The sequence below is a fragment of the Mangrovihabitans endophyticus genome, assembly GCF_014646155.1.
Classification (GTDB): domain Bacteria; phylum Actinomycetota; class Actinomycetes; order Mycobacteriales; family Micromonosporaceae; genus Actinoplanes; species Actinoplanes endophyticus.
This window is the reverse complement of sequence record NZ_BMMX01000042.1, coordinates 1-22,706: the sequence shown is the minus strand read 5'-3', so window position 1 is coordinate 22,706 and position 22,706 is coordinate 1. Positions and strand designations below refer to the sequence as shown.

General features: G+C 69.9%; 21 protein-coding genes and 1 pseudogene. 11 read left to right on the top strand and 11 right to left on the bottom strand.

Annotation, left to right across the window (positions count from 1 at the left end; all coding sequences use genetic code 11):
* Position 1: 1 nt before the first annotated feature.
* Positions 2 to 2,281 (bottom strand): glycoside hydrolase family 3 N-terminal domain-containing protein, encoded by a 2,280-nt coding sequence (locus tag IEY73_RS27770; RefSeq protein ID WP_189082282.1) that lies wholly within the window; start codon positions 2,279 to 2,281, stop codon positions 2 to 4.
* Between the two features lie 295 nt (positions 2,282 to 2,576).
* Here IEY73_RS27770 and IEY73_RS27765 point away from each other — a divergent pair, with 295 nt between their 5' ends.
* From IEY73_RS27765 to IEY73_RS27755, 3 genes are read left to right on the top strand one after another with little or no spacing between them, the layout of a single operon-like run.
* The gene (locus IEY73_RS27765) at positions 2,577 to 3,899 is read left to right on the top strand and encodes an extracellular solute-binding protein (protein WP_229716215.1); all 1,323 of its coding nucleotides are present in this window, start codon (positions 2,577 to 2,579) and stop codon (positions 3,897 to 3,899) included.
* Positions 3,896 to 4,822, top strand: a complete 927-nt coding sequence (locus IEY73_RS27760) for a carbohydrate ABC transporter permease (RefSeq protein WP_189082280.1) — start codon at positions 3,896 to 3,898, stop codon at positions 4,820 to 4,822. Before IEY73_RS27765 ends, IEY73_RS27760 begins: the two co-directional genes overlap by 4 nt.
* 1 nt (position 4,823) lies before the next feature.
* On the top strand, positions 4,824 to 5,672 hold the full coding sequence (locus tag IEY73_RS27755) for a carbohydrate ABC transporter permease (RefSeq protein WP_229716214.1): 849 nt from the start codon (positions 4,824 to 4,826) through the stop codon (positions 5,670 to 5,672).
* Positions 5,673 to 5,793: 121 nt separating this feature from the next.
* On the opposite strand, the gene IEY73_RS27750 is transcribed toward IEY73_RS27755, so the two are convergent.
* Positions 5,794 to 6,357 (bottom strand): class I SAM-dependent methyltransferase, encoded by a 564-nt coding sequence (locus IEY73_RS27750; protein WP_189082279.1) that lies wholly within the window; start codon positions 6,355 to 6,357, stop codon positions 5,794 to 5,796.
* Between the two features lie 180 nt (positions 6,358 to 6,537).
* Between IEY73_RS27750 and IEY73_RS27745 the strand changes: the two genes are divergently transcribed.
* Together IEY73_RS27745 and IEY73_RS27740 are read left to right on the top strand one after the other, a co-directional pair.
* A complete protein-coding gene (locus tag IEY73_RS27745) occupies positions 6,538 to 7,125 on the top strand; it encodes a TetR/AcrR family transcriptional regulator (protein WP_189082278.1) in 588 nt (195 codons plus the stop codon).
* Between the two features lie 6 nt (positions 7,126 to 7,131).
* Positions 7,132 to 8,382, top strand: a complete 1,251-nt coding sequence (locus IEY73_RS27740) for a glycoside hydrolase family 3 N-terminal domain-containing protein (RefSeq protein ID WP_189082277.1) — start codon at positions 7,132 to 7,134, stop codon at positions 8,380 to 8,382.
* A gap of 85 nt (positions 8,383 to 8,467) precedes the next feature.
* On the opposite strand, the gene IEY73_RS27735 is transcribed toward IEY73_RS27740, so the two are convergent.
* Positions 8,468 to 9,508 (bottom strand): GNAT family N-acetyltransferase, encoded by a 1,041-nt coding sequence (locus IEY73_RS27735; RefSeq protein ID WP_189082276.1) that lies wholly within the window; start codon positions 9,506 to 9,508, stop codon positions 8,468 to 8,470.
* Positions 9,509 to 9,637: 129 nt separating this feature from the next.
* Positions 9,638 to 11,497, bottom strand: coding sequence for a helix-turn-helix transcriptional regulator (locus IEY73_RS33825; protein WP_229716213.1), 1,860 nt, complete (start codon positions 11,495 to 11,497; stop codon positions 9,638 to 9,640).
* A 218-nt stretch (positions 11,498 to 11,715) separates the two neighbouring features.
* Here IEY73_RS33825 and IEY73_RS27725 point away from each other — a divergent pair, with 218 nt between their 5' ends.
* Positions 11,716 to 13,299, top strand: a complete 1,584-nt coding sequence (locus tag IEY73_RS27725) for a methyl-accepting chemotaxis protein (protein WP_229716212.1) — start codon at positions 11,716 to 11,718, stop codon at positions 13,297 to 13,299.
* 90 nt (positions 13,300 to 13,389) lie between these two features.
* On the opposite strand, the gene IEY73_RS27720 is transcribed toward IEY73_RS27725, so the two are convergent.
* Both IEY73_RS27720 and IEY73_RS27715 read right to left on the bottom strand, forming a co-directional pair.
* The gene (locus IEY73_RS27720; protein WP_189082275.1) at positions 13,390 to 13,815 is read right to left on the bottom strand and encodes a DUF2690 domain-containing protein; all 426 of its coding nucleotides are present in this window, start codon (positions 13,813 to 13,815) and stop codon (positions 13,390 to 13,392) included.
* A gap of 90 nt (positions 13,816 to 13,905) precedes the next feature.
* Entirely contained in the window at positions 13,906 to 14,679 is a 774-nt protein-coding gene (locus IEY73_RS27715) for a hypothetical protein (RefSeq protein ID WP_189082274.1), read from the bottom strand.
* Positions 14,680 to 14,933: 254 nt separating this feature from the next.
* Between IEY73_RS27715 and IEY73_RS27710 the strand changes: the two genes are divergently transcribed.
* Entirely contained in the window at positions 14,934 to 15,953 is a 1,020-nt protein-coding gene (locus IEY73_RS27710; RefSeq protein WP_189082273.1) for an aldo/keto reductase, read from the top strand.
* Here IEY73_RS27710 and IEY73_RS27705 read toward each other — a convergent pair whose 3' ends face one another.
* Positions 15,954 to 16,259 (bottom strand): hypothetical protein, encoded by a 306-nt coding sequence (locus IEY73_RS27705; protein WP_229716211.1) that lies wholly within the window; start codon positions 16,257 to 16,259, stop codon positions 15,954 to 15,956.
* A gap of 161 nt (positions 16,260 to 16,420) precedes the next feature.
* Between IEY73_RS27705 and IEY73_RS27700 the strand changes: the two genes are divergently transcribed.
* Complete coding sequence (locus tag IEY73_RS27700) at positions 16,421 to 16,960, top strand: hypothetical protein (RefSeq protein ID WP_189082272.1); 540 nt, start codon at positions 16,421 to 16,423, stop codon at positions 16,958 to 16,960.
* A gap of 52 nt (positions 16,961 to 17,012) precedes the next feature.
* Here the strand turns inward: IEY73_RS27700 and IEY73_RS27695 are convergent, their stop codons facing one another.
* Entirely contained in the window at positions 17,013 to 17,900 is an 888-nt protein-coding gene (locus tag IEY73_RS27695; protein WP_189082271.1) for a phosphotransferase family protein, read from the bottom strand.
* Positions 17,901 to 17,973: 73 nt separating this feature from the next.
* Positions 17,974 to 18,297: pseudogene (locus tag IEY73_RS27690) on the bottom strand (nitroreductase family deazaflavin-dependent oxidoreductase); the annotation flags it as partial.
* Between the two features lie 201 nt (positions 18,298 to 18,498).
* Here IEY73_RS27690 and IEY73_RS27685 point away from each other — a divergent pair.
* Entirely contained in the window at positions 18,499 to 19,434 is a 936-nt protein-coding gene (locus IEY73_RS27685; RefSeq protein WP_189082270.1) for a DUF2332 domain-containing protein, read from the top strand.
* A gap of 202 nt (positions 19,435 to 19,636) precedes the next feature.
* Here IEY73_RS27685 and IEY73_RS27680 read toward each other — a convergent pair whose 3' ends face one another.
* Together IEY73_RS27680 and IEY73_RS27675 are read right to left on the bottom strand one after the other, a co-directional pair.
* Positions 19,637 to 20,035: an SDR family NAD(P)-dependent oxidoreductase gene (locus IEY73_RS27680; RefSeq protein ID WP_229716210.1), complete on the bottom strand. Its 399-nt coding sequence runs from the start codon at positions 20,033 to 20,035 to the stop codon at positions 19,637 to 19,639.
* A 54-nt stretch (positions 20,036 to 20,089) separates the two neighbouring features.
* Complete coding sequence (locus IEY73_RS27675) at positions 20,090 to 20,782, bottom strand: TioE family transcriptional regulator (RefSeq protein ID WP_189082269.1); 693 nt, start codon at positions 20,780 to 20,782, stop codon at positions 20,090 to 20,092.
* Positions 20,783 to 20,862: 80 nt separating this feature from the next.
* Between IEY73_RS27675 and IEY73_RS27670 the strand changes: the two genes are divergently transcribed.
* Both IEY73_RS27670 and IEY73_RS33820 read left to right on the top strand, forming a co-directional pair.
* Entirely contained in the window at positions 20,863 to 22,446 is a 1,584-nt protein-coding gene (locus IEY73_RS27670; RefSeq protein ID WP_189082268.1) for a DUF6194 family protein, read from the top strand.
* Positions 22,443 to 22,706: hypothetical protein (locus tag IEY73_RS33820; protein ID WP_229716209.1), on the top strand; the 264-nt coding region annotated here is incomplete at its 3' end. The genes IEY73_RS27670 and IEY73_RS33820, both read left to right, overlap by 4 nt.

Here is a 22,706-nt window from a genome sequence, read left to right as displayed (position 1 = left end):
CTCACGCCCCGGCGTCGGTCTGCACGCCGGTGAGCAGGTGCCGGTCGTGCCCGACGTGGCGCGCCGGGCCGGTCAGCCGGATCATGCCGCGGCACGGCAGGTCACTTGCCGAGGTGCCGACCAGCACCTCGATCTCGCCTGGCTCGACGACGCGACGCAGGTCGCGCCCCGTGAAGGCGGTGCGGTCGGCGTGCACCCGGAACCGGACTTGGCAGTCGGCGCCGGGGGCCAGGCTGACCCGGGCGAACCCGGTCAGTTGCCGGACCGGCCGGGTCACGGTGGCGAGCACGTCGTGCAGGTAGAGCTGGACGACCTCCGCACCGGCCCGCGCGCCGGTGTTGGTCACCCGGACGGTGACCGTGAACTCGCCGTCGGTGGGCACCTGGGCGTCGCTGATGTGCAGGCCGTCCAGGGCGAACGTGGTGTAGGACGCGCCGTGGCCGAACGCGTACAGCGGAACGGGGTCGAGGTTGCTGGCCCCGGTGCGCTCGGCACCCAGCGGCGGCTGCAGATAGGTCCCGGGCTGCCCGCCGGGGTGCCGCGGGATCTGCACCGGCAGTTTGCCGCTGGGCTGCACCCGGCCGCTGAGCACGCCGGCGATCGCCGTCCCGCCCTCCTCGCCGGGCATGAACGCCTGCACCAGCGCCGCCGCCCGTCCGTCCACCTCACCCAGCGCGTACGGGCGGCCGGACACGACCACCACGACAACGGGTGTGCCGGTCGCGAGCAGCTCGTCCAGCAGGGCCGGCTGCACGCCGGGCAGCCGCAAGTCCGCGGCGTCGCAGCCCTCGCCGGAGGATCCGCGCCCGAAAAGCCCGGCCAGGTCGCCGACCATGGCCACACAGAGGTCGGCGTCGCGGGCCGCGTCGACCGCCGCCGCGAAGCCGGTCCGGTCCTCGCCCATGACCCGGCAGCCCGGCTCGTGCACGATCTTCACGTCGGGCAGCTCGGCCCGCAGCCCGTCGACCGCGGTCGGCACGTCCAGGCCGAGCCCGAAGCCGGGGTGCCGGGGGAGTTCGTGGTTGGGGAACGCATAGCACCCCATGAAGGTCCGCGGGTCGTCGGCGCACGGCCCGACCACCGCGATGCGGCGCAACTCGGGTCCCAGGGGCAGGGCCGTCCCCGGGTCCAGCAGGACGATCGACCGTTCGGCCATCTCCTGCGCCAGCGCCCGGTTGGCCGGGGAGTCCAGGTCGACGCCGGCCGCGGTCACCGAGGACTCCGGTGTCCAGTCCGCGTCCAGCAGCCCGATCTCGGCCTTCTGCCGCAGCAACCGCCGGGCGGCCCGGTCCACCAGCGCCTCGTCGAGCTCGCCGCGCCGCACCCGCTCGACAAGCCCCGCGCCGTACCCGACGGTGTCCGGCAGCTCCACGTCGATGCCGGCGGTCAGCGCGAGTGCGCCGGCCTCGGCCATGTCGGCGGCCACCCGGTGAGTGGTGGCCAGGAACGGCACCGCCCAGTAATCGGAGACCACCGTTCCGGTGAAGCCCCACTCGTCGCGCAGCACCTCGGTGAGCAGCCACGGGTCGGCGCCGGCCGGCACCCCGTCCACGTCGGAGTAGGAGTTCATCACCGAGCCCGCCCCGGCGACCGCGACGGCCGTCTCGAACGGGGGCAGCAGGGCGTCCATCAGTTCGCGCCGGCCCATCGGCACCGGGCCGTGGTTGCGGGCGCCGCGGGCGGCGGAGTATCCGGCGAAGTGTTTCAGCGTGGCGATCACCCCGGCGCTCTGCAGCCCGCGCACATAGGCCGCGCCGAGCACGGACACCAGGTAGGGGTCCTCGCCCATGGTCTCCTCGACCCGGCCCCAGCGATAGTCGCGGGCCACGTCCAGCACCGGCGACAGACCCTGGTGCACGCCGAGCGCGGCCATGTCCCGGCCGATCGCCGCGGCCATCCGCTGCACCAGGTCCGGGTCGAAGGTGGCGCCCCAGGCGATCGCGGCCGGGTAGACCGTGGCGCCGTACGTGGTGAAGCCGGTCAGGCACTCCTCATGGACCAGGGCCGGGATGCCCAGCCGCGATCCGGCCAGCACGATCTTGTGTTGCCGGACCAGCTCGGCGGCACCCTCCTCGGCGGTGACCGGGCTGCTGCCGTAGACGCGCGTGAGGTGGCCGAGCCCGTGCCGGCTCGCCTCGTCCAGCGGCGCCGAGCCGGCGGCGGTGAACGCCTCCTGCATGGGTGCGACGTTCAGGTCCTCCTCGTGGCCGCCGTGGTCGTTCTGCGTCGCGTTTCCGACCCATCGGCTGCCGAGTTGCGCGACCTTCTCTTCGAGGGTCATCTGGGCCAGCAGACGGTCCACCCGTTCCGTGAGAGGAAGGGTCGCATCATGCCACGGTGCCGTCACGTCAATCTCCGAAACTTTCGAGGCCCACTTTGCTGCGGGAATTCGCGAGACACACTCTTCCCTTATCGTTGCGGGTCTTCAAGACCCCTTGACAGCCGCTTTTTGACATCCTACGTTAACAAAATCTCACGTTAACTTGCGGTCACCGATCGAAAGTTTCAGTCGTAAACCCTTTGTCGTCCGAAGGTTTCCGTCGCTGCCCGCGGCTTCTCGAAATATGGAGTTCAGGGTGGATCGCAGACATTTCTTCAATCTCGCGCTGGGCGCGGGCGCCGGAGCGGTGCTCGCCGGATGTGGCAGTTCCGGGCCGAGTGGCGGTCCGGGCGGTGGAGCCGGTGCCGGCGCCGCCAGTTACTGGTTCCTCACCGGTGACCCCGGCGAGACCATCCGCAAGGCCAGCGTCGACCGGTTCAACAAAGCCAACTCCGACAGCAAGATCAATCCCACGGCGTTCCAGAACGACGCCTACAAGACGAAGATCAAGACCGCCATCGGGGCCGGTCAGGCGCCCACCATCATCTGGGGCTGGGGCGGCGGCACGCTGCGCAGCTACGTGCAGTCCGACCAGGTGGAGGATCTGACCTCCTGGTTCGCCGACAACAGCGCGGTGAAGGACCGCCTGTTCCCGTCCTCCTTCGCCGCAGCCACCGTGGACGACAAGATCTACGCAATGCCGTGCGAGACCGTGGCGCCGATCGTGCTGTTCTACAACAAGGAGGTGTTCGACAAGGTCGGCGCGCAACCGCCGCAGTCCTGGGCGGACATCATGGCGCTGGTGCCGAAGTTCAACGCCGCCGGTGTCGCGCCGTTCTCGCTCGGCGGCCAGTCGCGCTGGACCAACATGATGTGGCTGGAGTTCCTCTACGACCGCATCGGCGGACCCGAAGTCTTCCAGGCGGCCTTCGAAGGCGAGAAGGACGCATGGTCCAACCCGGCCTCGATCGAGGCGCTGACCAAGGTCCAGCAGTTGGTCAAGGCGAACGGCTTCATCAAGGGCTTCTCCTCGATCACCGCGGACTCCAACGCGGACCAGGCCCTGCTCTACACCGGCAAGGCCGCGATGATGCTGCACGGCACATGGACGTACGGCAGCATGGCCAACGACGGCGGCGACTTCGTCTCCGGCGGCCACCTCGGCTACATGAACTTCCCGCCGGTGGAAGGCGGCAAGGGGGACCCGAGCAACACCGTGGGCAACCCCGGGCAATATTTGTCCATCTCGTCCAAGGCGACCGACGAGCAGAAGGAGATCGCGAAGAAGTTCTTCGCCACCCAGGTGCTCTCCGACGCCGAGGTCAAGGAGTGGATCGACACCGGCAACGTGCCGATCGTGAACGGCTCGGAGAGCAAGATGAGCGGCTCCAAGGACGCCGACTTCCTCAAGTTCGTCTACGGCATCGCGAGCAACGCCAAGTCCTTCGCCCAGTCCTGGGACCAGGCGCTCAGCCCGACCGCCGCCGAGGAACTGCTGGACAACATCGCCAAGCTGTTCCAGCTCAGCATCACGCCGCAGCAGTTCGCCGCCAGCATGAACCAGGTCATCGGCAAATGACGACACTCGCTCCGCCCGCCGAACGGGTGGAACCACGCACCATCACCCGCGGCCGGCGGGGCGGGTCTGTCGCCTGGATGGCACTGCCCGCCCTGGGCATGTTCCTGGCGTTCGGCGTCATCCCGCTGCTGGGCGTCCTGGCGCTCAGCTTCTCGTCCTGGAACGGGATCGGTGAGATCACCCCGGCCGGCTTCGCCAGTTGGCGGGCGGTGCTCACCGATCCCGGGCTCCCGCACGCGCTCTGGGTCACCTTCCTGGTCATGGCACTGTCCTGGGCGGTGCAGACCCCGGCCAGCATCCTCATCGGCGCCTTCCTGGCCGGGCATCAGCGCTACCGCGGTTTCCTCGCGGTGCTCTACTTCATCCCGCTGCTGCTCAGCTCGGCGGCCATCGCGATCACCTACAAGGCGTTGCTGGACCCCAACTTCGGCCTCGGCGCCGGCCTGAACATGCCGTTCCTCGCCCAGGACTGGCTCGGCGAGGGCACCCTCGCCATGGGCGTGGTGATCTTCGTGGTGTCCTGGCAGTTCATCCCGTTCCACTCGCTGATCTACCAGGGCGGCGTCCGGCAGATCCCGACCTCGATGTACGAAGCCGCCCAGATCGACGGGGCGGGCCGGGTGCGGCAGTTCGTCAGCATCACGCTGCCCCAGCTCAAATACACGATCATCACGTCGTCGACGCTCATGGTGGTCGGGTCGCTGACGTTCTTCGACCTGATCTTCGTGCTCACCGCGGGCGGACCCGGCGACGCCACCCGAGTGCTGGCACTGGACATGTACAAGCGCGGGTTCCAAGCCAACCTGATGGGCCCGGCGAGCGCCATCGCGGTGATCCTGGTGCTGATCGGCCTGGTGTTGTCGCTGCTGCTGCGCAGGCTGGGCGGCCGGGACGCCGACGCCAGCCAGATGGAAGGCGCCTGAGATGCCGGGCTCGACCGTGAAATCCCGCAACTGGCTCGGTGGCTCGGCGAGCTGGGTCTGGCTGCTGGTGGTGATGCTGCCCATCTACTGGGTGGTGATCACCAGCTTTAAGGCGCGCAGCGACTACTTCACCGCCAACCCGCTCGCCCCGCCGAAGGCGCCCACGCTGGAGAACTACCGGCTGGTCATCGAGTCCGACTTCGTGCAGTACTTCGTCAACACGGTGGTGGTCACCGTCGGCGCGGTGGTGCCCGCGGTGCTGATCTCGTTCATGGCGGCGTACGCCATCGTGCGCGGCAGCTCCGCGCGTACCGGCATCGGCCGGTTCCTGCGCACCACCAACGGCCTGTTCCTGATGGGCCTGGCGATCCCGCTGCAGGCGGTCATCATCCCGGTCTACCTGATCATCATCCGGCTGCACCTGTACGACAGCCTGCTGGCCCTGATCCTGCCGTCGATCGCCTTCGCCATCCCGCTGTCGGTGCTGGTGTTGTCGAACTTCATCCGCGACGTGCCGAAGGAACTCTTCGAATCGATGCGGATGGACGGCGCGTCCGAGTGGGGCACCCTGTGGCAGCTCGCGTTCCCGCTGACCCGGTCGGCGCTGATCACGGTGACCATCTACAACGGCGTGCTCACCTGGAACAACTTCCTGCTTCCGCTGGTGCTCACGCAGAGCCCCGACCGGCGCACCTTGCCGCTGGCGCTGTGGACCTTCCAAGGCCAGTACAGCGTCAACGTGCCGGCGGTTCTCGCCTCGGTGGTGCTGACCACGCTGCCCATCCTGGTCCTCTACGCGGTGGGCCGGCGGCAGTTGCTCAGCGGGCTGACGGCGGGTTTCGGCAAGTGAGAGGAGCGCCCGCGCGGGTCGGCGGTTTCCGCCAAGCCCCGGCTCGCGCGGGCCACACAACGCCGGCTCACGGCCGCCCGGCGGCCCCGGCTCACGGCCGCCCCGAGCCGGCCTGGCCCGGTCAGGCTTGCGCGGTCAGCCGGGCCATCAGGCGTACCGGGAAACGGCCGATGCGCACCGGCGCGCGCTCCACCGCCGTCGGTCCGAAGGTTTCCCGGGCGGCTCGCTCGGCGCGCTTCAGCGCGAAGCGCACGTCGTAGATCCACAGTCGTCCGCCTGGGCGCAGCACCCGGCGCAGATCCCGCAGCGCCCCTTCGACGTCGGTCCAGTGGTGCTGGCTCAGTGAGGACACCACGAGCGCGAAGGTGGCGTCCGGAAACGGCATGTCGGCGACGTCGGCCACGGTGAAGGTGACGCGGCCCGCGGAGTCGGTGTGGCGTGCATGATCGATCATGTCGGCGGACAGGTCGACGCCCTCCACGGCCAGCTCGGGGCGGGACTCGGCGATCGCCAGTGGCAGCCGGCCGGGCCCGGTGCCGGCGTCCAGCACCCGGTCTCCCGCGCCCAGCTCGGCCGCCGCCACGTCGGCCACGATGCGTCCGCGTAGTCCTCGCAGTCTCTTGTGGGTCAGCCGGTCGTACCCGGCCGCCGTGCCGAACGGCCCGAACATGTGCGCAGTCCTCATGAGGATCCCCTTCCGGCCACCACCGGAGCCGAATAGCCTGTTCCTTGCCGAACACGGTGTTCTGTCATCGTCGGCCGCCGTCGAACCTGCCGCAACGGCCGGATTCGCCGCCGCGTTCGGTTCCGCACACCAGCGCGTGATTGTCCGGAACCAGCCGACCCTTGAGGGAGGAGACCCACCGTGGCCGGCACGGATCGCCGGGTGCGCCGCACTCGCAGGGCGTTGCAGCAGGCGTTGGTGTCCCTGGTGATCGAGCGGGGCTACGAGCGGACCACTGTGCAGGAGGTGCTGGACCGGGCGGACGTCGGCAGAACCACCTTCTATGCGCACTTCCGCGACAAGGACGCCCTGTTCGCGTCCTGCTTCGACGACCTGGCCGAGGAACTGCGCACCGAACTCGCCGCCATGCAGCCGGGCCTGCCGCCGGCCGATCCGGTCCGCCCGATCGGTGTGGTGTTCGGCCACGCGCACCGGCACCGGGAGGTCTACCGGGCGATCTGTCGGCGGCCGCAGGCCAACCCGGCGCTGGCCTTCCTGCACCGTCAGGTCGCCGACCTGCTGCGCGAGCACCTGAGCGACGCCGGCGCCCGGATGCCGGTGGACGTGATGGCCGAATACCATGCCGGGGCGCTGCTCGCGCTTCTCATCTGGTGGGTGACGAACGATTTCCCGTACGGCCCGGACGAGATCGCCCGACTTTGCCAGACGATGATGGCGCCCGCGGTGATGGCCGGGTTGCGCGACGGCGGGCCGCACGGGCTAGCGTGATCGCCCATGACGAATGCGAGGTGGCGGCCGACGCGCCGGCTGTGGTGGCCGCTGGCGGCGATCGTGATCGTGTTGGCGGCTCTCGTGTTGCACGCCGTCCTGCCGGATCGGAGCACCCCGACGGCCTCCCCGCACGATTCGTCGGCATCCTCGGCACCCGCCGAAGCGCCCGCGTCCCGGTCGGCGCCGGCGCCCTCCTCGGCGTCCGGGACGCCGGGCGACGCCGGCTGCGTGGCGGCGACCCTGTCCGGCCTCTCCCTCGCCGAACGTGCGGGCCAACTGCTGATGATCGGCACGCCGGTCGACGAGCCCGGCGACCTGCGGGAGAGCATCGCGGCACAGCACCTGGGCGGCGTCTTCCTGGCCGGCCGCAGCACGCGCCGGGCCGCGTCGCTGCGGGCGGACATCGCGGGCCTGCAGAAGTCCGCCGATGTCCCGCTGCTGGTGTCCCTCGACCAGGAGGGCGGCAGCGTGCAGACGCTCAAGGGCAAGGACTTTCCGCTGCTCCCGTCCGCGCAACGGCTGGGCGACGGCAGTGCGGCGAAACTGCGCGACACCGTCGGCGACAGCGCGGGCCGTCTCGACGGCATCGGGGTCACCATGAACCTCGCGCCGGTCGCCGACACCGTGCCCGCGGCCCTCGGTGAGGGCAATCCGCCGATCGGCGACTTCCACCGGCAGTACGGTTCCGACCCGCAGGAGGTGGCCGCCGACATCCGCACCGTGGTGGCCGCCTCCCAGGACGAAGGCGTGCTGACCGTGCTCAAACACTTCCCCGGGCTGGGGCGGGTGCGCGCCAACACGGACACCTCCACGCGGGCGGTCGACTCGAAGACCACCGCCGACGACCCGTACCTGGAGCCGTTCCGCGCGGGCATCGAGGCCGGATCGGCCGCCGTGATGGTCTCCTCTGCGCGATACCCGAAGCTCGACGACGAGAACATCGCCGCCTACTCCCGGCCGATCGTCACCGGGCTGCTGCGCGACCGGCTGGGCTTCGACGGACTGGTGATGTCCGACGATTTGGGCGCGGCGGACGCCGCGGCAACCATGCCGCCGGGCGAGCGCGCGGTGCGCTTCGTCTCCGCCGGGGGAGACCTGGCGTTGAGCATCCGCGGGAGCGACGCGGAACCCATGGCGACGGCGCTGGTCACCGAGGCGAAGACCTCGGACGAGTTCGCGACGCGAGTGGACGAGGCGGCCCGCCATGTGCTGGCCGCGAAGCAGCGCGCCGGCGTGCTCAGTTGCGCGCCCTAGCCCCGCCCGGCAGCCGGCGAATGCTCACCGGCCGGCGCAATGCTCCCCGGGTACGACCATCCCCGCCCCGGGTGTCGTCGCGGTGTCAGACCCAGAGCCGGAAGCTGCGGTAGACGTCGCCGATCCGCTCCTGCAGGCCCCACCGGTCCGGGACCTGCTCGTCCGTCCGCGCCACCAGGGTCACGCAGTCGAACCGCGCGCCGCCGGCCGGATGCCACCCCGGCCGGTACCCGCACAACCGGAACCGCCGCGCCGGGTCCTCCGCCACGCCGGGCCGGCACAGTTCCTCGATCAGCGGCAGCTTGTCGGCGAGCGCGAACATCGTCAGATGGTCGATCTCCGCCGACGCCGCGCCATCCAGCAGTTCCCAGAGCAGCCGCCGGGCGTCGGCCGGTGTGTCCGCCTGCATGTCCCGGACGACGGCCGCCCTGCTGGGTGCGATCATCGAGTACGAGACGCGGCCGTTGCTGGACTCGTAGCGGTGCTCGCCGACGCCACCCGCGCAGATCCGCGCCGGATAGTCGCCGACGATGACGGCCGACCGCAACCGTGCGATCTCCGCGGCCACCGGGCTGCCGGGAAGGACCACCGATCGCGGCGGGACGAGCCGGATCACCGTCCGCTGTGGAGGAAATGCCATCCCGAACAGGTGCTCCTCGCGCCGGCCGTGCATCCGGTGCATCCCATGATCGGCACTGGTCCAGGCCACCGGCACGGCGCCGGGACCGAACTTGCGGCGGGCGCGCTCCGACCGTACGTCGGCGAACATCAGCTCGCAGTCCGGCTGCCGCAGCGTCTCCCGCAGCACCGCGTCGAAGGCGGCCACGATCTCCGAGCGCCCCCGGTGGGCCGAATCCACGGCCGCCCGGCACATCTCGTACCGGCCGGAGCCGGGTGTGCGCCGGGCCGCGATCGAACCGACGACCCGGTCCCGATCGGTGACCAGCATCCAGATGCAGTCGCGGCCGGTGAGCTCCCGGCGGACCAGCAGCGGGTCGGTGCACTCGGCGGACCGGTACTCCCCGCCGTACACGCGGTCGAACAGGGCGATGATGCCGTCCGCGTCGGCCACGGTCGCGCGACGGACGTCGAGCTCCACACGCGACAGGGTGTGCTGGGCGGTCACGATGTTTCCTTCCCGGGTACGGCTTGGCACGGTGCACCCATCGTCGGCGTGCGCGCCCCGGCCAGGCTTGAGGAAGGTCTGCGGATCCGCTGACCGACATCTGAGGGAGCGCCGCGGCGTTCCACGGCGCTACGCGTCCGCGGACGACGGCCCTCCGCCCGGTCGCGCATCCGCCAAATAGGACTCGGCCAGCAACGCCGCCTGGGTGCGGCTCCGCACACCGAGCTTGCCGAACACCGCGGAGACATGGATTTTGACGGTGCGCTCGGACAGCCCGAGCCGCCGCGCGATCTCCCGATTGGAGCTGCCCGTCCCCAGCAGCCGGAGAACATCCTCTTCCCGCGCCGTCAGCCGCCCCAGCGGGCGCCGGTCCGCGGTGCCCGGCCCGCTGCGCACGCCCGGCACCAGCGCCACCAGGCCGTCCGCCACCGCCCGTACGGCGGTCGCCAACTGCGCCGCGGTGCTGGCCTTCGGCAGGTAGCCGTACGCGCCGCCGGTCAGTGCCCGGCGTACCGCGTCCTCGTCCTCCCACGCGGTCAGGATCAGCACCCGTACGCGGGTGGCGAAGCGTTCCGCCCGCAAACGGGCGAGGACTTCCTCCCCGGACTGGCCCGGCATGACCAGGTCGAGGAGGACCACCGTCTCCTGCGGCGCACGATCGGTGGAGAGGAACTTCAGCAGCCCGGCTCCGTCCGCGAAGTCGGCCACCACCTCGATGTCCGGATGCACCTGCAGCAGCAGCCGGATGCCCTCCCGGACCATGCTCTCGTCGTCCACGATGACGACCGGCACGGGCCGCAGCCGGGGAGGCTGGGTCCGGTCCGGAGCCGTCGCGGGCAGCCGCACCGAGACTCGCCAGCCGTCGCCGGTCGCCCCGAACTCCAGCTCGCCGCCGATCGCCGCGACGTCACGTTCGATGCTGGGCAGCCCGAAGCCGCCGCCGCTGCGCCGGTGCTCGGTCGCGTCGCCGGCGGTGTTGTCGACGGTGACACGCGTGGCTTCGCCGGTGAGTTCGACATCGATCCGCACCGCGGTGCCCGGTCCGGCGTACCGCAACGCGTTGGTGAGCGCTTCGTGGACGACGCGATAGAGGCAGCGACCATGCTGGTCATCGAGGGGGACGTGGAGCAACGGCGGGGCGACGTCGATCGCCAGTCCATGATCGCGAAATCCGGCGATGAGCTCGGGCCAGCTCAGCGGAGCCGCGGACGGCACGCCCTGGTCGAACGCGGTCACCGTGGCCTGCAGTACGGTCAGCGCCTCCCGCCCCGCGCGCAACATGTTGTCGAGCTGCTGCCGCGCGGCCCGTCCCGTGGCGACCTTGAGCGCCTCACCGTGCACCGACATCGCGGTCAGCGACCGGGCCAAGCCGTCGTGCAGGACGCGGGCCAGGCCCTCCCGCTGGGCCAGGGAGCGGCGGGCCGACCGCAGCGCCTGTTCCCGGGCCGCCTGCCGGGCCATCTGGTCGGCGGCTTCGGCCCGGTCGCGGATGCTGCGTCGGCGGTCCAGCCCCAGCGCCCACACCAGGGCGAGGAGCGCGACGGCCCGGAAGATGCCCAGGGAGGTCAGATCCTGGGCGAGGGCGGCGGGCACGAGCACCACCGTCGCGCCGAGAAACCATCGGCTCAGCCCCGGGCGTACCTCGGCGGCCACGGTGTAACTGGCGACGCAGACGGACAGATAGTCGGGCTCTGGTTGATCGGGCACGAGCTGGTAGGCGAGCACCGCGGCGCCGGTCACGACCAGGACGGGCAACGGAAACAGCCGGCGCATGGCGATCGGCGAGGTCTGCAGCAGCACGAGGATGATCGCCGCCCAGGAGCCGGACCAATGCACGGTTTCGGCGCCGGGATAGGTGACCCAGACCCGCGGAAGGGCCAGGATCACCAGGGCGCCGGCCAGCACCGCATCCCACGCGTACCAGCGACGTGCCGTGCGGCGCCGGCCAGTCGTCAGCGCGCGCAAGACGGCGTTGCCCGCCCACGTCACCGCGCCACCCGTGACCAGATCACCGGGCGTGGCCTTCTCGCTTGTGACATGGCCAGCCGTATCACCGCGGCCATCGTAGCTGGTGAATGTCGTCGTGGACCGGCGAGAGCGGCCTGGGTCGTGTTTCGCCGGGCTTGGGCGGCCTGGAGCCGCCCCGGTTCGACCGGGATTGCGAAACACGCCTAAGCCGTCCCGGGGAGCGTGCCGATCCCACTGGTGTGGGAACTGAGCGAGCACCCAAATTTCGGATCACCATCGGTGCCCGGCTGATGATGATGGCCGGGGCCTGTGTCGCGGCGGTGGCATTGGTCGCCGTCGCCGGATACTCCGGGACGACCCGGCAGGCCGAGGCCGAGCGTGAGATGGATCGGACCAGCGCGGCGATGAGCAGCCAGTGGAACGCCGACATGATGCACGACGCCCTGCGGGCGGACGTGATGGCCTCGCTCTACGCCACCTCGGACGCCCAGCGCGAAAAGCTGGAGGTGTCCGCAGTCGAGGAGCACGGCCAGGTCATGGTCGACAAGCTGACCGAGGCCGCCGCCGGGGCGCCGGCCTCACTCGCCAACGCCTACGTCGAGGCGCGACCCCAGGTCGCCGCCTATGTCGAAGCGGCCCGCTCGATCGTGAGCGCCACCGACCGCGACGTCGCGGAGTCGCAACTCGGCGCCTTCCTGGACCGCTTCGGCCAGCTAGAGGAAACCCTCGGCGCGATCGATGACGCGATGCTTGCCGAGGTCGGCGCCGCCGCCGACCGGGGTGCCGCAGAGGCCGACCGGGCCATCGGGTTCATCGCGGCAGGCACGGCGGCCGCACTGCTCATGGGACTGCTCTCGGCAGTCGTCACGGCCCGCGCCATCCGTCGGCCGCTGCAACACATGCTGGCCGCGCTACGGAAGGTGGCGGCCCGCGACCTCACCGTCTCGGCGGACACGCACTCCGCCGACGAGTTCAGCGACATGGCCGAGGCGCTCAACGAGGCGGTGTCTGCCCTGCGAGCCACGGTGACGGCCACCGCGTCCAGCGCAGAAGAGCTGACCTCCGCCAGCGGCGACCTGCGCCGCCTCTCCGGCGAACTCGACGCCAGCGCCGAGCAGACTTCCGGGCGGGCCCGCAGCGCGGGCAGCACAGCCCAGCAAGTCTCCGCGGCGGTGTCGGACATGACGGCGGCCACCGAGCAGTTGTCCGCCTCCATCCGGGAGATCGCCCGGCAGACCACCGAAGCCGCCGTCACCACCGCCCAGGCCAACGACAGCGCCACGGAGACCGCCTCGTCGGTGGACACGCTCAACGCGGCCGCCGACGAGGTCGGTGCGATCGTCAAGCTGATCACCACGATCGCCGAGCAGACCAACCTGCTGGCCCTCAACGCGACAATCGAGGCGGCCCGCGCGGGTGACGCCGGCAAGGGTTTCGCCGTGGTCGCGGGTGAGGTGAAGGACCTGGCGCAGGAGACGGCGAAGGCGACGAGTGACATCACCGCGAAGATTTCCGCCATGCAGGAGATGACCGCGCGTACGGCCGGGGCGATCGCCACCATCACATCGGTGATCACCCAGATCGATGACGGGCAGCGGACCATCGCGGCGGCCGTCGAGGAACAGTCGGCGACCACGAGCGAACTGGCCCGCAACGTGGGCGACGTGTCCACCGCGGCCGGCGAGATCAGCGGCACCGTCTCACACATCAGCACGTCGGCCGAGTCGACCGCTGCCGGGGCGAACACCACCCGGCAGTCCGCCGAACGGGTGAGCTCGGCGGCCGCCGAAATCGCGGGCCTGCTCGGCCAGTTCCGCTACTGACCGGCGTACCAACACCGGATCCCGTGCCCGACCGGACGCGCAGGAAGGCGGGCACCGCCACCGGGCACCCGCCTCAGAACCGGCCCGTCGTCAGTACCAGTCGGTGCAACCCCGAAGCCCGGACGGGTTTTGCGTCAGGCAGGCCCTTGCGAAGATGTTGGCGTCGTTGACCATCTTTGTCCAGGCATAGGTCTGTCCGGCCGCAAGAACCTTGGACTGCGCGATCGACTGCGTGTTGACCACGCGGATCCGGTCGCCCGGTCGCCCGTTTGTCGTCCTGGCCCACACCGCCCGGCAGGTGCGGCTGTACCGCAGCTCGATGCGCCGTGCCGGGGTCCAGGCCGACTTGGCGGTGACGGCGTCCTCATCACAACCGGTGGCCTCCGGCCACCTGCCGGTGCAACTGGACCCGTGGCACAGGCTTGCCGCGGCCGGCGTGGCAACGACCACGGCGCCGGCCGCGCCGAGTGTCACGGCCGCGGCGACCGTCGCCAGCCGAGGGAACGAACCGATCATCTTTCCTCCCTTTGTCGTCTCGGCACTGACGGTAGGAAAGCGGGGTCCGTCCCGCCTATACGACGATGGTTCTAGTACTCGCTCCCGCGCCTACTCGTCCGGGAGTTCCGCCGGGCTGCCGCGGCGGCGTTGCGCGCGGCGGGTGATCTGGTACATGAGCAGGGCGTACGTCAGAAGGCTTCCGCACAGCGCGACCGCCGCCCAGTACCCCCAGGCTCCGCCCAGGTCGGGCGGGCGGGAGGCGTCTCCCGTCACCAGCCCGCTCGGCGAGAGCGCCGCGCCGGCGGCCAGCGACGGGAACGGCCACAGCATCCACTCGGGGATTTTCGGCACGCCGTGCTGTGCCAGCCCGGCGTACGCGAAAATCCACCACAGCGGTGTCGCGACGATGATCGCCGCGCCGAGCGCCAGGCGGGTCGTCCTCCGGGCGACGGCGAGCAGCGTTCCGATGCCGACCCCCACGGCGGCCCACAGCGGGTACGCGACAGCCTCGACCACCAGCAGGCGAACCGGCGGCGGGGGTGGGTCCGGCGCCGCCAGCCGGGCGGCCGGGATCGCCACCGCGACCGCGACCAGGGCGAGCGCCAGCGCGAGTCCCGCCGCCGCGGGCAGCGCATGCCAGCGCCGGCGACATCCCAGCGCCAGCCCGGCCGTCAGGGACACAAAATGTCCACAGAGGACGCCCGAGGTGTATCGGTAGCTCCAGGTGGTGGCCCACCTCTCGCGCAGTTCGTCGGGTGTCTGCGGGTCGTCGTAGACCGCGAAGTGGTAGAGCCCGTCGTTGACCGGCATCAGGGCGGCCACCAGCGCGGCCATCGCCGGGATGAGCAGACAGGCGAGCAGCAGATCGGATCGTCGCACCACGGCCCCCAGGCTCATCCCTCGATGCAGCCGATGGTAGGCAGGCCGGGCAAAATCCACATCGGCGGATCAAAGCCCTCGCCGAGCCGCTGCCATCATCGCCGCGTCGCGATGCAAGATCAGTCGCATCGAGACCGGCGAATGCCTGGTCAAGCCCGCGGATCTCAACCGTCTGCAGCTTCTGCCCGCCAGGCGAGAGGGTTAACCGCCGTCGTCCAGGGGATGATGGAATCGATCGCGGCGTAAGGAGCTGGCACATGGAGTACCGCACCCTGGGCGGCACCGGCACGGTCGTATCGACGCTGTGCCTGGGCACGATGACGTTCGGCAAGGAGAGCACCGAGGAGGTGTCACACGCCCAGCTCGACCGCTTTGTCGAGGCGGGCGGCAACTTCATCGACACCGCCAACGTGTACTCGCGGGGAACATCCGAGGAGGTCATCGGCCGTTGGCTCGCGGCCCGGCACGGCGTACGTGATCGGCTGATCATCGCCACCAAGGGCCGCTTTCCGATGGGCGACGATCCGAACTCGGCCGGACTGACGCGGGTGAACCTGTCGCGTGCGCTCGACGCGAGCCTGCACCGCCTCGGCGTCGAGACGATCGACCTCTACCAGGCACACGCCTGGGACCCGCTCACCCCGATCGAGGAGACGCTCGCGTTCTTCGACGATGCCGTGCGCGCTGGCAAGATCCGGTACGCCGGGGTCAGCAACTTCCTCGGCTGGCAGTTGCAGAAGGCGGCGCTGATCACCCAGCTTCGTGGAATCGCCCCGATCGTCACCCTGCAACCGCAATACAACCTGCTGGTACGGGAAATCGAGTTCGAAATCGTCGACGTGTGCCGCAATGAGAACATCGGCATCCTGCCCTGGTCACCGCTGGGCGGCGGCTGGCTCACCGGCAAGTACACGCGTGACAGCGAACCCACCGGCGCCACCCGCCTGGGCGAGGACCCGGGCCGTGGCATGGAGGCGTACGGTCCGCGCAACTCCGACACCCGCACCTGGCGCATCCTCGACGCCGTCCGCCAAGTCGCGGAGGACCGCGGCATGTCGATGTCGCAGGTGTCGCTCGCCTGGCTCGCCGACCGTCCGGCGGTCACCTCGGTCATTCTCGGCGCGCGTACGCTCGACCAACTCGACGACAACCTCGGCGCCGCCGGACTGCACCTGTCGGAGAAGGAAACCGAGCTGCTCACCGAGGCGAGCACCCCGGCGGTCGGCGAATACCCGTACGGGCCGCAAGGCGTCGCCCAGCGTGACCGCACGGTGTGATCAGGCTTCGCGCACCTCGATGACCCGCGTGGTCGGCGCCGCATCGCCGAGCTTCTCCCGGTGGGCAAGCCGATCGGGGTCGACCATGAAGGAGTCATAGCCCGCTCGCGACCCGAACCGGATGAGGTGGACTTCGGTGGCCGAGTCGTCAGTGCGCAGCCGCCGCTCCACCGACCCGCCGTGCCGATCGAGCAGTGCCAGCACCGCATCCTCGTAGCGCCGGCCTGCTTCGGCGTGCCCGTGTGCCATCTCGACAACGGCAACCAACAACAGCGCTTCGCCGACGACCTCGTCCGATGTCTCCACGCGCCCAGCATCCCATCGCGACACGCCGGAGTTGCAGACGGGCCGCGATGTTCGCGTGCCGCCATCGCCGCAGCCGTGCCGAACCCTGGCCGGTGGGCCCTGCCACCACTGTCACCACCCCGACGGTTGGCATGAGCCCGCCGGCCATGGAAAGTGGCTGCATGACGTGCATCGTCGGGATTACGGATGGGCGGACCGTCACCATCGGTGGAGACTCTGCGGGCAGCGACGGGTGGCACGTCGCGGTGCGATCGGATTCCAAGGTGTTTCAGGTGGGGCCTTATCTGATGGGCTTCACGACCAGCTACCGGATGGGTCAGCTCCTGCGCTACTCCTTGAGCGTTCGCGAGCCCGACACCTGGGACGTCGACCGGTTCATGGCGACCGCGTTCATTGATGCCGTCCGCGGGTGTCTGTCCGCGGGAGGCTATGCCAGGACCGAGGACGGTCAGGAACAGGGTGGACAGTTCCTTGTCGGCATCCACGGTCGCCTCTACATCGTCGGGGCCGATTATCAGATCGGGCACACGGTCTCCGGTTACGCCGCGGTAGGGTCGGGTTACCTGGTTGCCCTGGGGTCGCTGCACTCCACGGCCAAGTCGCCCGCCGGCAGTCGGCAACGTGCAGTGCTGGCGCTGGAGGCGGCGGCCGAGCTCACCGAGGGCGTGCGGCCGCCCTTCACGGTGGTGCAGTCGGAGTGAGCGGCCACGCTCACTTGCCGCACCGTTGGTCAGCGCCGTGCGTGAGGCGAGATCACGCGAGCGCGAGCAGCCACTCGGCGTTGAGGGCCACGTCGTCCCAGCGCCCGCGGGTGGCGCAGTAGCCGATCGAGCCCAGGCCGATGTGCAGGCGGTATGCGCGTAACGCCGCCGGGTCCGGGTTCCATCGGCGTCCGATCGCCGCCTCGATGTCGATCGACGACCACTGCGGATACCAGCCCCAGCAGTACCACAACCAGGCGGCGTCGTAGAGCGGATCGCCGAATCGTGCGCTGCCCCAGTCCAGGACGCCCGAGACCCGGTCGCCCTCGACCAGCACGTTGCGGTTCAGCAGGTCGGCGTGGACCATGCGGTGCTTGTCCGGCAGCTCCGGTGCGAGCCGGCGCAGCGTGGCCAGCCCCCGTTCGAACGGCTCCAAGCCGATGTCGGACGCGGCCAGAGCCGCCCGCCAGCCCGGTGTTCGCGGCTCCTCGTGTTCGACCGCGAGCAGGTACTGCGGCCACGATCGGTAGGGCGCCGTCCGAGACGCGTCCCAGACACCGTAGCCGTGGCCGGGGATCTCGATCCGGCTGATGGCGTCCATGACCTCGAACAGATCGGGGATGACGGCGGCGAGGGCGCCCGGGTCGAGATCATCGAGCGGCGTGCCGGTCAACCGCTCCGACAGGGCGTACGCCCATCCGCTGGTCTCGCCGCGCGCGGCGACCGCTGGCACCGGCAGCACCGACCGCGCGACCGTGGCGACGGTCTCGTCCTTGGCGAAGTCCTCGCCGTACCGGCTGACTCGCAACACCATCGCCCGTCCGGCGACGGTCAGGGCGTACGCCGTGGACCAGGCCCCGGCGGCCAACGGCTCCGGAGTGCTCGCTTCGCCCAGCAGATTGCGGGCGATGTGCCGGGCCACTCGGTCGGGATGATCCATCCGGGGATCGTAGGCGCAGGAGCCGGTGGGTGTCCGTCCGCTGAGCGTGACGGTGCGGCGTTCTCCGCCGTCGTGCACGGGCCCAGTTCAGCGCGGGCGCCTTCGCCGGGAACCGCTCAGCCCCGACCTGCAACTCGACCTCAGGGTGGGCGATCAGGTTCAGATACCACATCGGGTGCTCGGGAAAGCCGGCCTTCGAGGCGACGACAATGAAGTCGTCCCCGTCCCGCCCGTAGATCAGAGGCGTGCGGCGCAGCTTCCCGGTGCGACGACCCCGCGTCGTCAACAGCAGCGTCGGCGCACCCTGAGCGAACGAGCCGTCGATGCCATACCACGTGTGTCCATCGGCGCCTCCGCTGTCAAGATATCGATGAGTGTGATCAGCTATCCAGCCCATCGGGCTGTCGCTGGGCGTCGTCTCGGTCACGAGATCTCCTCAGGGTCGACGACGGGTTTCGCCGACGCTGGAACGCGGCGAACCGCGGTCGTCTGCTCAGCGTCCGGTGATTCCGCCATGAGACCATGTCGGTGTGCGGAAGGCGATGACCCTCGCATGCCCGAGGCCAGGTTTTGGCGTCGGTGATGCGATCATCGCCCGATGACGATCGCATCGGTTTACGCCGAGTTCGCGGCGCGCGAGGCCCGGGGCGTCTCACCCACCTACGAGCGGCTCACGCAGGCGATCTCCGAGGACGCCAGGGTTCTTGCGCTTCTGGAAACGGTTCCCCCGCCGCAGCGGCAGCCCAACCTACTCCTGGGCGTGGTCCGTCTACTCGGTGGTCCGGTGGACGATGCGTCCGCCTTTCATGACTTCTCGATCTCCCATTGGCCGGCGATCGAGGCACATCTGCGTACCCGGGCAACTCAGACCAACGAGCCGGGCCGCTGCGCGTTGCTGCTGCCCGTGCTGGCGGCCCTGCCGCAGCCCCTGGCGTTACTGGAGGTCGGCGCGTCGGCCGGATTGTGCCTCTACCCCGATCGCTACAGCTACCGATACGGCACTGACGAGCTTGGATCGGGCGAACCAACTCTTGACTGTTCTCTTACCGGAGCGGAGCCACCGACAAATCTGCCCGAAATAGTGTGGCGAGCCGGCCTGGACCTGAACCCGCTGCAGGTGACCGACCCGGCCGACGTCGCCTGGCTGGAGGCGCTGATCTGGCCGGAGCACCACCACCGCCGAGAACGACTCCGCGCGGCAATCGCCATCGCCGCTCAGGACCCACCCATGCTGGTCCGCGGCGACCTTGTGGATGATCTACCCGGCCTGGCCGCTCAGGCGCCCGCCGGCGCAACGCTCGTCATCTACCACACCTCAGTGCTCTACCAAGTGCCGGCCGACCGCCGTCGGGCATTCGCTGACCTGGCGCGCACCCTGCCCGGCCACCGGATCTCCGTCGAAGCCCCCCACGTCGTGCCCTTCAGGGATCTACCACCCGCGCCGGACCAGGCATCGCACAACGTGCTCGCGCTCGACGACGTGCCACTCGCCTGGACCCGCGGCCACGGACAGGCCATGGCATGGTTCGCATGATTGATCCTCTCAACGTGGCGAGGCCGGCGGATGCCGCCGCTGGTCGACGGCGCACCCCCGACGGGCTCGATGCCAGGTTGAAAGGTTCATTGCAGTTCGCGGAAGCCGTCGAACGGGCGCGGCCCCCGTCGGGCTGGTCGCCCGGAACCAACCCGCTCCGTCGGCGCTGTCGCTGTCGCGTACGGTCGGCCGCTGCCTGCCGTCAGGCGCAGCGTTCGTCCCGGCACCGGGGATGGAGGGTGTCCGGCGGTGTCAGGCTGGCAGGGTCGGGGCCGGTCAGCACGCCACCCTCGACAGGCAGGGTGTGGCCGGTGATCCACGCGGCGTCGCCGGAGCCGAGGAAGGCGACCGCCGCGGCGATGTCTTCCGGCTCGCCGACGCGGCCGAGGGGGTACATCGTTGTGAGCTTCTCCAATGTGCCCGGCTGGGAGTCCCAATTCGGTGTCCGGACGGTGCCGGGGGCGACGACGTTGAAGCGCACACCGAGCGGACCGTACCGGGCGGCGTAGTTCTGAGACATCGTGATCTGGCCGGCCTTTGCTGCGGCGTACTCCACGTTGCCGAAGGCGGAGATGCCGTTGACCGAGCTGATCGTGCGCAACGCGGCTCGGCGCCATCAGCCTGGTGGGCTGGTGGCTTCACGCATTGTTGTGCGTCAGATCGAGGAGGACAGGTAGTCCGCGAGGCGGGCCGAGCCGGTGAGCATCGCCCGGCCGCGGGCCGTGATCCGCTCGCGCCACTGGTCGATCGACGCTGCCAGGGGGCCTGGGCCGCCGGCAGCGTGGACTTGCTCGATCACGGTCGCGATGTATTGCAGCGGGTAGCCGCCTCGGCGCAGCAGATGGGCGAGTTCAGCGTCGCGTACGTCGTCGGCGTAGTAGGCGCGCGCGGTCCGTGACCGGGCTGGGGCCAGGATGCCGGCTCGTTCCCATTTGCGCAGGGTGGCCGGGGTGACACCGAGCCGATGGGCGAGGATCCCGATCGAGATGGGCCCATCGGAAGCCAGCATGGTCGGTGGGCCAGAGGCGAGCGGGACGACCGCTGAGGCAACTCGCTCTACGGTCTCCCGGTCATGGTGAAGCTGTACGTGAGCGGTGTCGAGCACGGCCAGCGCCGTCGGGAGATCGCCGCCGAGCACAGATTTCATGATCTTACCGGCGGCACGGTAGCCGTATCCCGCGATGAGCGCCACGTAAGCGGCCAGCGCGCCTACGTGGTCATCGGTGTAGACCCGGTAGCCGCTCGCCGTGCGGGCGGCGGGCGGGATCATCCCGGCCTGCTCGTAGTTGCGGATCGCCTGCGCGGACAGCCCGACTACCCGGCCCAGATCCACCGGCCGGTAACTCATGGTTTGAGGCTTCAAGTCGAGTTCTCCGTCGAGAATCGAGGTCAAGTTTAAACCGGAGGTTCAACGATACGGTTTAAGTCATGGCTTTCGACACCGAGTTGCTGCCCCTTGTCTCCCGTCGGCCGCACCTACTCGCCATCGGTGAGCCCTACCACGGCGAGCCGGCATTCCCTCGCCTGCGTAACCGAATCCTCGCCACACTCGCCGGGCACGGCTTCCGGTCGATCGCGATCGAGTCGGACCGGGCCGCCGCCCTCGTCGTCAACGACTATGTCCAGGGCCGCCGTGACGAGGTGGATCTGCGCACTGGTATCAGTCACGGCTGGGGCGCTCACCCAGCCACCCGCGAACTGGTCGACTGGCTACGCGAACACAACGAGAACGTGCCACCGACAGATCGCGTCACCTTCCATGGCTTCGACGCCCCGACCGAGATCAGCGGCGCGCCCAGCCCCGGCCCGCTGCTGCGTGAGCTGTGCGAATACCTCGGCGCAGCGACGACCGAGCTGGACCGCCTGGTCGGCGAGGATGACCGCTGGACCGCCCCGGAAATCATGTACGACGCGTCACGTTCACCGGGCCGCTCTCCCGAGGCCGCCGCGCTACGCGGCCTCGCCGAGGACCTGCGATCCCATCTGTATGTCGACGCACCCCGCTTCATCGGCGACACCTCAGCCGAGGCTTGGAACCGAGCCAGAGTGCTCGCCACCACGACGATCGGCCTGCTCACCTACCACGCCGCGATGGCCGAGCCGGGCACCCAGTCCCAGCGGATCGGCCGTCTGCTCGCGGTGCGGGACGCGTTGATGGCGCAGAATCTGCTCGACATCCTCGCCGTGGAACGCGACCGCGGACCGGTCCTGGTTTCCGCCAACAACGCCCACCTGCAGCGGCATCCGAGCCGGTGGGACACCCACTGGGAAGGTCAGGACCTCGCGGCACAGTGGAATGGCGCCGGCTCCATCGTGTCGCCACTGCTCGGCGACAAATACCTGTACGTGGCCGGAAGCCTCGGGGCGAGTGGGCCGGTCGGCCTCGGCCAGCCGGAAGCCGGCACCTACGAGGAACGCCTCGGTCCGCATACCGGTATCTTCGCGCCGCCCGCCTGCAGCGACCTGCGCGCACGCGTGACGGACTTGCTCGGGTACTTCCCGCTGGACGCGGCCACGATCGAGACCTGCGACGCGATCCTGCACATCGGCTCCGAGCCCGGCGCGGCCGACGCAGCCGGGATCGCCAGCCGTCCTGGAGTGACCGAGACCCGGATCGAACCGGGCTCCGAGATGCCTTCCTACACCTGGGGTGACCGGTTCTTCTTCGCCGGCGCGGACCGGATGCGTCCGTTCGCCACGATCGTCGGGCACGACGTCCCCGGTTTCGACGAACGATCCCGGCTGTCCGAGCCCGGTCGATACCGGCTCAACATCGCGGTGGGGCGCGCCGAGTTCCGCAACCTGTTCGGCTACGGACCGGAGGAGTTCGCCGGGCACAGCGACAAACTCGACTTCGCGCAGACCGACCATCTGATGCCCCACCCCGCCTACGCGGTGCAGGGCTGGGCAAGCGTGGTCAACCCAGGCCCAGCCACCGCGGACGAGGTAGAACGACTGCTGGAACAGGCACGTGCCCGCGCCGCTGATCGCGAGCACCGCAGGAATCGATGATCGAAGTATGTGCTGCTGCGAGCCCTCCGGCTTCTCAAGGCAACGACGACAACCCCACCACCTACACCTACAGCGGCGACGACTGGCTGATGAAAACCGCATACTCCGGCGACGATTGCCCGAGCACGACCACGGTGCAATTCGAGTACGGGCAGACCGCCGTGTTCGACTTACTATGCAGGCCGCAACCTGTGAATCTGCAAGGAGTTCTCATGAGGCGACGGCCTAACGCGCCGATATTCCTGGCGCTGTTGCTCAGC